We start from the raw sequence: 11,547 nt of genomic DNA, 5'->3' as shown, positions 1-11,547 counted from the left end.
TTTGCCCATTTTGTGCCAGATTCAAAGCATATTACCAGCGTTTTGACAATTATTTTTATCTTTGCTCTTATTGTGATTGTGTTATTGTTCTGGACGGGTAAAATCAATGAAACGACCTTCAATCAGTTTTTAGAGGGTTTTTGGCGATTTATCCCTACTTTTAAAGGACAAGAACCAAAAACCAACAACGATGACACCCCCCAAGAAACCCCCGAATCGGAGCAGTAAAAATTTGCTTACCACAGAAAAGTAACTTAGGCGAAAAAGTTTACAAATATTTAATATTATCTCTCTTTTTATCAAACTGGGAAAACTCTTGGCCTTTTCCCTTTCTCAACCTCTTATACTAAATCCGGTTATTAAAAACTGATTATTTATTCTCCCTTTTGCCTCTTGCCTCTTGCATGAGTGCCTGTCCTCATATGTAGCCTATACTCAACGGATTTAGTATTATATGCTATTCACAACTAATCTAATCAGTGTGGCCAAGGGAATAATTTCTCTTTGACAAAATCCCGGTAACATTCTGTCTGTATATGATATTGAAGATGGCTTAAAAGAGAGTTGGTTACAGCGATTATCTTGGCAATATGTTAAAAGCGGTCGAGCTACCGCTCAAATAATTGCCCAAAGATATCTAGCCGCTAGTCCCTGTTTAGAAACCCTGCTAAAACTCCCAGAAGATTCCCTGGGTTATCATTATGCTGCTCACCTAATTAGTCTCAATTTTGATCCTAATTTTTATCGGTCTATTCAGGTCAATTCCGATACAGATTATCTGCTGCTTCGCTTAGGGCAAACTCACGATATCTGGCATATAGTAACGGGTTTTGGTGTCGATGTGACGGGAGAATTGCAACTGAAAGCTTTTGAATTAAGTCAAACTCGTCGCCCTCTAGCTATTGTCCTACTTTTAGGGGGATTATTGGGAGCTTTATTTTCTTCTCCACTTTCCTTAGCCTCTCTCTGGGAAGAGATTGTCATCGCCTATAATTTTGGCAAAAATACTCGACCTTTTTTGGCGCAAAAATGGGAACTAGCTTGGGAGAAATCCCTGCTAGTTTGGCGGCAAGAATTGGCGATTGTCTCCTCTAAAAACTAAACTAAGAGACAATTACAGATAATTATCGGGCTGAAATTTTTTCAGCTTTTTTTTCGCAAAAGACTTGACAAACTCAAAAATTTTTGATAACCTTTTACTATAGTGGGAATCCGTGTCGCCCTGCGGAGGCTCTCTACCATCAGGATTTAAGGCTCAAGCGGACTGAAAATTTAATTGTCTCTCAATCTTTCTAATAGTGAGGAGCGGGATAAATTCGCCAGAGAAAGAATTAACTCGGTGCGTTCCGAGATGGGAAGTTGGGCAATCCGTTCCACCAGAGCGGATAATTCCGAATCTAGAGTTCCGAACCTTCCTTCCAGAAGACTGGCTATCATCGAGTAACGTTCTTCTAAGGTGCCTTCTTGTCTCCCTTCTTGTCTCCCTTCTTGTTTTCCCTCTTCCTTCCAATCTTTTCGCTGCTTTAGATAAGCTGGTGATAAGTTCATAATGACCTCCTGTTCCTCTGCACTTAAATTATCCCTCAACTCTAAATTCTTGCGCCAGTTGGCTAAGATTTCCAGTAAATTTTCTCGAAAAGGGTTAGGTTGGGGAAGTTCAACTAACTCTTCTACGGCTCGTTTCTGAGTTCCTCCTTTTCCTAAAACCCTCAACCATAAAGTGTCTTCATTCACCGGTAATTGATGGATGGCGACTATGGCTGTTTTGAGGAAGTCAGCTAAAAAGTAAACCCCTTTCAACCAATTACTCTCATCGCTGTCAGCCCGGAATCCTTGAATCATTCTAGCTGAAAAGGTGGGCGTGAGAATCCATAAAACTGGCAATTCTGCTGCAGTTAGAGCTTTGTTTGACCGTTTCGCCTTCCTTAAGAGGTCATTATGAACCGCATATAACTTTGATATACAACTGCGAATCTCTATTTCTGAGGGAGAGTTGCGGAAAGGTTCAAACAAGCAGGAAGTCGCCGCCATTTTTCCGAGTAAACCTAAAGGGAGTTTATTCCTTGATGGTGAACTGGCCGGTTCAAACCAGACATCAATTTCTTGAACCTCGCTTTTTACTTTCTTGCTCTTTCTAATCGTCCCTAGAGGTGCTAACAATTCCTCTAAATACTCCTTAGCAAATTGGTCGTGAATTTGGCGAGTCATTGCAATTGATAATCGAGCCGAAAAAGGACGGCAATAATCTTATTATATCGTCAATAATGAAGGGTTTAAATCGAACCTCAAGAATTAAGTTATCTTTGACATCGCTTGAGAACAAAAAAGAAAGGCTGGGGAGAGTTTTTAAAATCCATAATTCCCAGCACGGTATTATCATCTACTTTCCGAAAAGAGTCATTAATCGGCAAATAATCATAAATCATCGTGGCGCTAACTTTGTCCCGATATTCCATCATTCGCAGTCTAGCCTGACTTGTCTCTGTTTTTAGCAAGGAGTTGGTCAGCATCAGCAAAGGTTTCAGAGAATTATTTTTCAGTATCGGCAGCTTCAAAATCCAGTTCATGGCCGTGGGATTAGGTGCCACCTTAAAAATTTTTCCCTGACCATCTAAAAATAACAGGGGGTGGACATTCTCAGTATCGACAAATTCTTTACCATACCAATTAGATGCTTCTAATAAACCATCCATGGGGTGATTTGTCTGAAGTCCAGAACCTTGCCAAAGACCGAGCATAAAGTCTAAACTCACGGGTTCGAGAGCGTCAAACAATTGTAAAGCTCTTTCTGTGGTTGTTTGACCAGCTTTAAGAATCGACTGGCAGCTTTCTAATTCTAGTGTTTCCATTGTCTCGCTCTTATTGTGTCCTGACAATGATATTATAGCTGCCCAGCCAGAGGGTGGGGGATTGCCCCTCGGTTAAGATTACCAAACATCCGACATATCTTCAGTCAATGGGTCATCGTATCACTCTAGGGTTTCCAGCCATTCACTCAGTTCTTCCTTGATGGTTTCTTTAAGTTCTCGCAAATCATTTTTATCTATTAGGCCTTTTTCCAGTAAGAAAGTGTAGAACTTTTTCAGACTACCTGCGTTAGCCTTGAGACTTGATTGACTGGCCCACAGGGCCTTTTTGATAAACCAATAACCCAAAAAGTCACCGACCATATCTACCCCGTCTTTAGCTTCTACTGCATCCTCATAGAGTAAATATTCGTTGATATAAAAATCTATATTTGAAATATGATTATTAATGGTTTTTTCCGACAAACCTGATGATTCTAGCCAACTCTCGAAATCCTTTAGTAATTCATGATTGACTTTTCTTATCTTTTGACAGTCAGCCTCGTATTTCTGGGAATCATCCATCTCAAATTTCTCTCCTCCAAATCGCTGCTCGATGGTCAATAGGGTAATGAATCAAGTGTTTTTTTCCAAGCGCCTAAAGCCGCCATTTCATCCTCATGGTCAACGTCGGCCAACCGCCTGAATCGCCTTTCTCTTTTCTGCTAAATAGCTCCAACGATGTTAGACTCAATTTGCTCAATGATGGCGGCCACATCTTCTTCTGTATCTCGAGGTTGGGTTAATTCCACATCCGTTGAGAAGAGGCACATTTGAGCCCAGTCTAAGTTTTCCACTTCACACTGGTCAATCACCGAACTGGGGATGTTTTTCAGGGTGATGCTATCCCATTCAATGCCGATGAGATTGCTCTGCCGCTCAATTGTCACAATTCTTCCTTGCCAACCACCGATGTCAGTCCCCAAATCTGGGTCAAGTACACCCTGTTTGACGATGACCGAGTCGCCGACTTTGAAGGCAAACTCTGACTCGGAAAATTCGGGCGACAAGCTGGAGGCAACCGAGAGATGATACTCGCTTCCTAGCTCTTTTAACTCAAAATCCACAATCATCCGCTTGTTTTCCGAGAAATAACGGTTTTTCCTAGCGATTAGCTCGTCGATTAGCCCTTGAATATCCGCCTTGAGCCTTTTATCTCCTTTAAGAAGGTCTTTGTTAAAAACTCGGTCTATCATCTCTTGCCGCTTTGACTCGGGGGACAACGCCAGATTCCAAGCGATTATCCCTATGGTCAGCAGTGTTCGCATAGATCCCTTTGTTTCATTGGATTCGCGGTAAGGCTCGATAAAATCCTCCAGAACTTCCGACATTGTGACTTCCCCAGAAGGAGAGACGACAATTTCCTTGAAAGGCAAGGACTTTTCTCTTAATTTCTTCTCAAAGCTTTTCAAGGGTTTTTCGTATCCTTGGGACATTTTCTGCAGCCTGAGCAGTTCACTAAATGCCTTCGATTTTTTAGCCATGATTGAGCGGGAAAATATGTGTTATTAATCCTGTTGGGTTGCTGAACAACATTGGAATAGGGGAATTGTAACTGCTCTCAGGGAGCGATTGCGCTCTCATTATTAAATCTTAAAGTTCTGGTCTGAGTCGTCAGCTGTTGACTGCTATCCGATACTTTTTTGTTAACATAGACTAGCAATGCACTTTCAGAGATTCTCTTAAAACCGAGGATATCTCCTTCTCAAATCCCCCGCAGGGGAAAAATATGTCTCAAAAGCCGATTTATCTAGATTGCCACGCCACGACACCCCTAGAGCCGCAAGTTCTGGCGGCGATGTTGCCCTATTTTACCGAACACTTTGGTAATGCCAGTAGTATTAATCATGTCTATGGTTGGACAGCCGAGGCCGCGGTTAAACAGGCAAGAGAAACAATCGCCGCTGCTATTAATAGTAGTCCCGAAGAAATTATTTTTACCAGTGGGGCAACGGAGGCCAATAACCTCGCTATCAAAGGGGTTGCCGAAGCTTATTTCGCCAAGGGAAGGCATATAGTTACGGTGATGACAGAACATCGGGCCGTTTTAGATCCCTGTCATTATCTGGAAAAATTGGGTTTTGAGGTGACAATTTTACCCGTCGGTGCTGATGGCCTAATTGACTTGGAACTACTAGAAAAATCTTTGCGTCCTGACACGATTTTGCTGTCAATTATGGCTGCTAACAACGAGATTGGGGTGATTCAACCTTTAGCGGCAATTGGGGCGATTTGTCGCCAGTATCAGGTACTTTTTCATACGGACGCGGCCCAAGCAATCGGCAAAATTCCCCTAGATGTGGAGGAAATGAATATAGATCTAATGTCCTTAACTGCCCACAAAGTCCACGGACCAAAGGGAATCGGTGCGCTGTACGTCCGGCGCCGAAACCCCAGAGTCCGTCTCGCCGCTCAAATTCAAGGGGGAGGCCAGGAAAAAGGACTGCGATCGGGTACAATATTTACACCGCAAATTGTCGGTTTTGCCAAGGCAGTAGAATTGGGCATCAAAGCGATAGAAGAAGATAACAGCCACTTAAATCAGTTAAAAGCCCGTTTATGGGAGATTATCAGTCAATTAGACAGAATTTATCTCAATGGTCATCCTAGCCAAAGATTAGCCGGAAATTTGAATATTAGTATTGAAGGGGTGGACGGTGCGGCGTTATTGTTAGGATTACAGCCAATAGTGGCTCTTTCCTCCGGTTCTGCCTGTTCTTCTAGCCATACCGCCCCCTCCCACGTTTTAACTGCCTTGGGTCGCCCCGAATCTCTCGCTTATGCCTCCCTGCGCTTCGGGTTGAGTCGTTTTAATACTTTAGAAGAAATTGAACTGGTGGGGGAACAGGTGGTTTTAACAGTTAATTCCCTCCGCAAGGCCAAAAATTTTTGACGTTTCGGCACCTATCCACAAGTTGCTTTCGGTCTAGGTTGGAAAAATTCCGAAAAAGCTTTCTATGATTGCCTTTGACTAATTGCCGTGCCAGTTAATAACATTGATGCTTGATTTTCACTCCAGTGAATCATCCAACTCGGTTGTAATCCCAAAACAATAATAAATAAAGCCAAAGCAATTTCGGGAAATCTTTCGGGCCAGGTACTGCGAGGAATGCGCGATAATTCGGGGGTTAAACGACCAAAGAAAACCCGATTAATCATCAGCAGAAAATACACTGCGGTTAAACCACTAGCGACCAAACATAAGAGCGTTTGTATCGGAAAAATCGGGAAACTGCCACGAAAAACTAAAAATTCGGCGATAAATCCCACCATTCCGGGGATGCCGGCGCTGGCCATAGCCGCTAAAATCATTAACATTCCCGTGATTGGTAAACCTCTTTCTGGATTTAATAAACCGCGTAGATAATCCACATCCCGACTGCCGGTTTTTTTATACACTACTCCCACCAACAAAAATAACAAAGCGGAAATTAAACCGTGACTAATCATCTGCAAAATCGCCGCAGTGATGCTTAATCTGGTGGTGGCCGCCGCCGCTAGTAAAATATAGGCCATGTGGGAAATGGAAGAATAGGCGACTACTTTTTTCATATCCTTTTGGGCAATAGCGCAACTGGCCCCGTAGAGGGCGCTGATAGCTGCTATCGTTGCTAACCAAGGGGCGAGAGTCACCCAAGCATCGAGGAATAAACCGACTCCAAAGCGCAGCAGTCCATAGGTTCCTAATTTGAGTAATATTCCCGCTAAAAGCACAGAAACGGGGGTAGATGCTTCCACGTGGGCATCCGGTAGCCAAGTATGAAAGGGAAAAATCGGGATTTTGATGGCTAATCCAATCAGAAGGGGGATGAGGAGCAGTAATTGGGTTTTAACGTCTAAATTGTTCGATAAAAGGGGATTATAGGCGAAATTATCAGCACCGGTTAGCCAAACTAAGCCAAGGAAAGAGATTAGCACTAAAAAGCCTGAAATTGCCGTGTATAATAAAAATTTCATGCCCGCGTAACCGCGTCTTTGCCCCCCCCAAATGGCAATGAGAAAGTAAAGCGGGACGATTTCTAATTCGTAAAATAGGAAAAATAGCAGTAAATCCTGCGCTAGAAAGGCCCCCGCTACTCCGGCATTGAGTAACAAGAGCAGAGAATAGTAAAATTTCGGTCGGTTAACCTCTGTACCACTAGCATAAAGAGCAATTATTGTCAAGATGCTGTTAAGAAAAAGTAATGAAAATGATAAGCCATCGACACCGAGGGCATAGTTGAAACCGAGGAAATTAATCCAAGGCAGGTTAACCGTGAACTGCATTTGCGGGTTACTAGGGTCAAATTGCCAGCCAAGGAGAATATTAAGCAGTAAGAGAACGACAGCAAGAGTTAGAGCTAATCCTCGCACTTTTTTCGCCTCTAGAGGCGTGTAGGCAATCAGTATCGCCCCTATAATCGGTAGCCAAATAAAAGCGTTGAGCATTCTTTACTTTAATGGGGATGATAAACTTAATATTATTGCCTAAGCGGTCAATCTTTAGCAAGATAGCTATCAACTTTTAACATTTATTAATAAAATGAGCCAGAGATTACCATTACCAGAAATTCGTCGAGAAAAAAACAGCGATTTTGCTGCCATATACCGAGTAAATTCCTTGGCTTTTGGCCGAGAAAATGAAGCCAATTTAGGAACCCCTCATAACTCACCATTAAGATAACTGCTATAATTATCGTCCGGGGTTTGACTCGGTGTCAAAAAAAGTTTCGGCTAATTTAATTAAAGTGGTTTGATTAATCTTGCCTTGAGGACTTTTTGGTATCTCTGGTAATTTTATCCAATGTTTCGGCAGTTTATAATTGACTAATTTATCTTTAATCTGGGATTGAATACTTGTCTGGCCTATCTGAGAGTTAACGGGGACATAAAAAGCGACAATTACCTGTCCCCATCGAGAATCTGGCAATCCTAAAACCACCACATCTTTAACTAAATTAGTTTGTCTAATGGCAGTTTCTACCTCAAGAGGATAAACATTTTCTCCTCCAGTAATTATTTTTTGACTATCGCGACCAATGATATATAAATAACTACTTTCATCCAAGTAACCTAAGTCATCTGTCTCTAAATAGCTTGCTTGATTAAGATGGGGATAATAGCCTAAAAATAAAGATTTCGCTTCAATAATAATTTTCTGGTTATCGGGATTAATTTTTATCTGAGCATGGGGTAATAGCTGTCCATTACTATTATTTCCTTGTCGAAAATCTTCCGGTTTAAGGGTGACAATTTGTGAGGCAGTTTCCGTCATTCCATAGGTGGGAGACAGAGAAATATTATATTCTCTAGCTTTTTCTGGTAAAGATGGCCATGCGGGGGAACCTCCTAGGAAAACTGTTTTAAAATTGGCTAACCATCGAGGATCATTTTCTAGAAAAAATTGTAATTGACTGGGTACTAAAGAGATAAAATAATCTTGAAGATTGAGATTATTTATGCGCTTTTGTTTGATTTTATGGTAAGAAATAACAGCAAAATCTCCCCCCGTTAAAAAACTTCTCAGAAACTGCATTAAACCACTAACATGATATAAAGGCAATAGGCAAAAAGAGTTAACTTGCTTGACTTGAAAATATTCAGAGAAACCTTTAACAGAAGCAGTTAAAGTTAACCAGTTATGGATAGCAAAGCGAATTTTTCCCGAGGTTCCCCCTGTGGGTATCATCAGAGAATTAGTCAAAGGATTTACAGGAGGAGAATTATGGTGATAAACCTTGATATTTTCACCAAAAATATAATCGGGTTGAATCAGAGAGAAAACCTGTTGCCATTCGTTAGTTTTCCAGTCGGGATTAGCTAAAAATAGGCAACTTTTTGACCTGACGGCAGCCAAGAATATAGCTAAGAATTTAAGGGGATTGCCTTCAGCAAGCAGTATAGTTAATCGAGGATTATCTGCGGCGATAAATTTCTGAGAATAGGACTGATATAATTGATAAAATTTCTGGCTATTGTATCCATATAACCAATCTTTTTGACTGAGATATGCTAATTGTTCGCTGATGTCGTCCACAGTTTTTCTAACCAATCGGGGTCACTATCATTAAACCATTGTTGCACACCAAAACCTAAAGCTCGCTCCTTGCTGGGGTATTCTTGTGCTAGACGTAAAGCGGATTTTCTGCCGATATTAGTTTCTAAAACCGAGGAAAATACTAAATCTAAGGGATATTTTTCCCAGAGATGTCTTAACCCTTGTATTGAACCATTAATAGCAGGTTTAATCACAAAAATTCCTCGCCATCCCCGTTGATAACATTCCTCTATTTGTCGAAGATTGACCACCGATTCATCTAAAGCAATCTCCGTGGTAAAATCTTGACTTAATTGCAACATTTCCTCTAATTGAGATGGGGGTAAAGGTTGTTCGATAAATTCAATTATTTGACATTCATCGGCAATTTTTAACCAGATTTTACTCTCAGCAATACTTAATCCACCATTGGCATCTAAACGCAATTTAATTCCCCTGGGTAATCGGTCAATTAATTTTTCAAATAAGGTTAACTCCTGCTTGAGAGAATTAACTGCAATTTTCCATTTATAAGTATTAGTTTGATTAGTGGCTAAAATATCATCCAGACAGGGAAATACTGCCGTACCAGTGGGCAATAAATAACTATAATTTCTCGGTTCTAATTCTCTTGATTGATTTTCTATACTTAAATCTTCTAAAGCTGATTCAAAGGCAAATTGACAAGCAGGAAATTGTTCAGGAATAGAAAAAATTGAATTTATTGATAGGGGATTTTCGAGACTTTGACAGAATAATATTGCGGCCGATAATGTTTCTGAACCAAATTCAGGTAAAGGAGCAATTTCTCCCCATCCTATACGTCCATCTTCCGCTTCTAAGCGAATAATAATTCCTTCCCTAATTTCCCAGAGTCCGTGATGGGTTTGTAGGGGATGCAGCAAAGGACGCTGATAAACACGAAATTGCCAGAAATACATGATTAACTATAAGTAGTAGTGAAAAGCTTAACATGAGCAGGCGTTGGGTTTCATGCTTCAAACCAACCTACGTTCTTTATAGAGTTTGTCAGCGAAACGTTTTTTTGTTTTAAAGTCCAGAAAACGGGTTTCTAAATAGTTTCTTGAAGAAACCCGTTTTCTAGGTGACTTAGAAGGAGAGCTTAGAAACTTAGATAAAGAAATTACCCACCGGAATGTTCCCTAAAGCTGGTAAAGTACCGGTAAATCCGGTGATATTTATTAATAAATCATTGCTGGATTGGAAGCCAGCCGTGCTATCATTAATAACGAGGTAAGTTCCAGCTATTGCACCGGTTGTTACCTGCACTAAGGCGGCACTATTAACCCCTAATCCTTGATTACCTGTAATCGCTCCATTAGCATCAGTAAATACCTGATTGACTAAATTCTGTAAAGTGGTGACGGTGCTATTAGCAGCACGACTGAAACTACTAGGCGCATTCATGGCAGTTCCACCTTGAGTTAATAAGTCAATTTTATCACTATTGATGGCAAAATCTGTGATACGATCGCTTGTTGATATGGTAGATTGGCCAAATTGGAATACGAAGGTATCTGCACCTAAACCACCGGTTAAAGTATCAATTCCCGCACGTCCATTGATTTGATTAATGCCACTATTTCCAGCGATTTTATTGTTACCGGCGTTACCTGTACCGTTAATATTATTACTGCCAATTAGTCTGAGATTTTCGACATTGTTGGGTAGGGTGCGAGTGAGAGTGCTTTGCCAAGTATCAGTAATGATAACTTCTCCTATTCCCCCTTCGGGATTGATGGTAGCATTAACGGGATTTGACAGGGTTACTGTAAAAGCTTCATCAGGTTCATTAAGGTTATCATTGAGGATGGGAATGCTAATAGTAGCGGTGGCAGTATTAGCAGCAATGGTGATAGTTCCAGTTTTGCTAGTGTAATCTACATTAGCGGTAGCGTTAATGGGTGCAGTGGTATAGTTGAAGGTAATTGGTTGCGGGTTGGGGTTATCAACTGTGACGGTGAGGATGGCATGATTATCTTTACCTTCCACCACGGTGATGTCATTAATGGAGAGTTGCGAGGTGACACTGGTATCATCATCGGTAATTGTCCCCGTGGCTGCGTTAGGAGTACCTACTGTATAACCTGTCCCCGAAGCGAGGATTAAAATAACAGTTTCGTTACTTTCTACTATTGTGTCAGCAGTGGGGTCAACGATTACGGTAACAGTCGCAGAATTAGCTGCAAAGATGACACCCGTGGGAATAGAAGCGTAATCGGTTCCATTGGTTGCTGTCCCTCCAATACTGTAATTAACCGTTAAAGGATTGGTTGTGGAACCACTACGAGTGAAGGTATAAACAAGATTAGCTGTCCCATCTTCAGTAACACTACTGGGAGAGACAGCAAGAGTAATACTAGGGAAATCTTCCTCAGGAGCAATTGTTACAATTTGATCGGAAAATTGTAGTTTTTGAATACCGTATAAATTGTCTATGCCATCCCGATTAGCTACTGAATCAGTTATCGTAAATACTCCTTGATTGCTAGTCCATGAATACTGAGACCGATTGCCAGTATAGACGGCAGTATCATCTCCTAAACCACCGTAGAGAGTATCACTTCCAGAACCCCCATCTAAACGGTCATCTCCCTGTTCTCCAAACAAAGTATCATTACCCTTAAATCCTCTCAATGTATCATTGCCTAAACCACCAAATAG

Annotated in this window: 11 protein-coding genes and 1 pseudogene; 4 read left to right on the top strand and 8 right to left on the bottom strand. The window is 41.2% G+C overall.

Annotation, left to right across the window (positions count from 1 at the left end):
* Together EWV66_RS09520 and EWV66_RS09515 are read left to right on the top strand one after the other, a co-directional pair.
* Window positions 1-228, top strand: a pseudogene (locus tag EWV66_RS09520) (COR domain-containing protein); the annotation flags it as partial.
* A gap of 295 nt (window positions 229-523) precedes the next feature.
* Window positions 524-1,102, top strand: coding sequence for a Coq4 family protein (locus EWV66_RS09515; protein ID WP_349283557.1), 579 nt, complete (start codon window positions 524-526; stop codon window positions 1,100-1,102).
* A 170-nt stretch (window positions 1,103-1,272) separates the two neighbouring features.
* On the opposite strand, the gene EWV66_RS09510 is transcribed toward EWV66_RS09515, so the two are convergent.
* The 4 genes from EWV66_RS09510 to EWV66_RS09495 all read right to left on the bottom strand — a co-directional run bounded on the left by EWV66_RS09510 (window position 1,273) and on the right by EWV66_RS09495 (window position 4,330).
* The gene (locus tag EWV66_RS09510; RefSeq protein ID WP_052275883.1) at window positions 1,273-2,208 is read right to left on the bottom strand and encodes an RpnC/YadD family protein; all 936 of its coding nucleotides are present in this window, start codon (window positions 2,206-2,208) and stop codon (window positions 1,273-1,275) included.
* A gap of 89 nt (window positions 2,209-2,297) precedes the next feature.
* Complete coding sequence (locus tag EWV66_RS09505) at window positions 2,298-2,849, bottom strand: DUF4334 domain-containing protein (RefSeq protein WP_287109284.1); 552 nt, start codon at window positions 2,847-2,849, stop codon at window positions 2,298-2,300.
* Window positions 2,850-2,969: 120 nt separating this feature from the next.
* Window positions 2,970-3,371, bottom strand: coding sequence for a phage integrase SAM-like domain-containing protein (locus EWV66_RS09500; RefSeq protein ID WP_052275881.1), 402 nt, complete (start codon window positions 3,369-3,371; stop codon window positions 2,970-2,972).
* Between the two features lie 140 nt (window positions 3,372-3,511).
* Window positions 3,512-4,330, bottom strand: a complete 819-nt coding sequence (locus EWV66_RS09495; protein ID WP_287109283.1) for a hypothetical protein — start codon at window positions 4,328-4,330, stop codon at window positions 3,512-3,514.
* Between the two features lie 245 nt (window positions 4,331-4,575).
* On the opposite strand from EWV66_RS09495, the gene EWV66_RS09490 reads away from it, so the two are divergent.
* Window positions 4,576-5,739 (top strand): cysteine desulfurase family protein, encoded by a 1,164-nt coding sequence (locus tag EWV66_RS09490; RefSeq protein WP_052275879.1) that lies wholly within the window; start codon window positions 4,576-4,578, stop codon window positions 5,737-5,739.
* 62 nt (window positions 5,740-5,801) lie between these two features.
* Here the strand turns inward: EWV66_RS09490 and EWV66_RS09485 are convergent, their stop codons facing one another.
* On the bottom strand, window positions 5,802-7,274 hold the full coding sequence (locus tag EWV66_RS09485) for an NADH-quinone oxidoreductase subunit M (RefSeq protein WP_002739737.1): 1,473 nt from the start codon (window positions 7,272-7,274) through the stop codon (window positions 5,802-5,804).
* A 94-nt stretch (window positions 7,275-7,368) separates the two neighbouring features.
* On the opposite strand from EWV66_RS09485, the gene EWV66_RS09480 reads away from it, so the two are divergent.
* Window positions 7,369-7,509: a hypothetical protein gene (locus EWV66_RS09480; RefSeq protein ID WP_002739942.1), complete on the top strand. Its 141-nt coding sequence runs from the start codon at window positions 7,369-7,371 to the stop codon at window positions 7,507-7,509.
* A 9-nt stretch (window positions 7,510-7,518) separates the two neighbouring features.
* Here the strand turns inward: EWV66_RS09480 and EWV66_RS09475 are convergent, their stop codons facing one another.
* From EWV66_RS09475 to EWV66_RS09465, 3 genes are all read right to left on the bottom strand, one after another.
* Complete coding sequence (locus tag EWV66_RS09475) at window positions 7,519-8,862, bottom strand: 2-succinylbenzoate--CoA ligase (RefSeq protein ID WP_287109282.1); 1,344 nt, start codon at window positions 8,860-8,862, stop codon at window positions 7,519-7,521.
* Window positions 8,838-9,803 (bottom strand): o-succinylbenzoate synthase, encoded by a 966-nt coding sequence (locus EWV66_RS09470; RefSeq protein WP_287109281.1) that lies wholly within the window; start codon window positions 9,801-9,803, stop codon window positions 8,838-8,840. Before EWV66_RS09470 ends, EWV66_RS09475 begins: the two co-directional genes overlap by 25 nt.
* A 190-nt stretch (window positions 9,804-9,993) precedes the next feature.
* A partial coding sequence (locus EWV66_RS09465) for a Calx-beta domain-containing protein (RefSeq protein ID WP_287109280.1) occupies window positions 9,994-11,547 on the bottom strand: 1,554 nt, incomplete at its 5' end.

The organism is Microcystis sp. M_OC_Ca_00000000_C217Col, from assembly GCF_007095585.1.
GTDB classification, from domain to species: Bacteria; Cyanobacteriota; Cyanobacteriia; order Cyanobacteriales; family Microcystaceae; genus Microcystis; species Microcystis panniformis.
Note: the sequence above shows the minus strand (reverse complement) of the source record. Positions and strands in the feature narration are given on the sequence as shown.

Coding starts and splice junctions, on each gene's coding strand:
- EWV66_RS09510 (WP_052275883.1), bottom strand. CDS start 2,208: ATGACTCGCCAAATTCACGACCAATTTGCTAAGGAGTATTTAGAGGAA.
- EWV66_RS09505 (WP_287109284.1), bottom strand. CDS start 2,849: ATGGAAACACTAGAATTAGAAAGCTGCCAGTCGATTCTTAAAGCTGGT.
- EWV66_RS09500 (WP_052275881.1), bottom strand. CDS start 3,371: ATGGATGATTCCCAGAAATACGAGGCTGACTGTCAAAAGATAAGAAAA.
- EWV66_RS09495 (WP_287109283.1), bottom strand. CDS start 4,330: ATGGCTAAAAAATCGAAGGCATTTAGTGAACTGCTCAGGCTGCAGAAA.
- EWV66_RS09490 (WP_052275879.1), top strand. CDS start 4,576: ATGTCTCAAAAGCCGATTTATCTAGATTGCCACGCCACGACACCCCTA.
- EWV66_RS09485 (WP_002739737.1), bottom strand. CDS start 7,274: ATGCTCAACGCTTTTATTTGGCTACCGATTATAGGGGCGATACTGATT.
- EWV66_RS09480 (WP_002739942.1), top strand. CDS start 7,369: ATGAGCCAGAGATTACCATTACCAGAAATTCGTCGAGAAAAAAACAGC.
- EWV66_RS09470 (WP_287109281.1), bottom strand. CDS start 9,803: ATGTATTTCTGGCAATTTCGTGTTTATCAGCGTCCTTTGCTGCATCCC.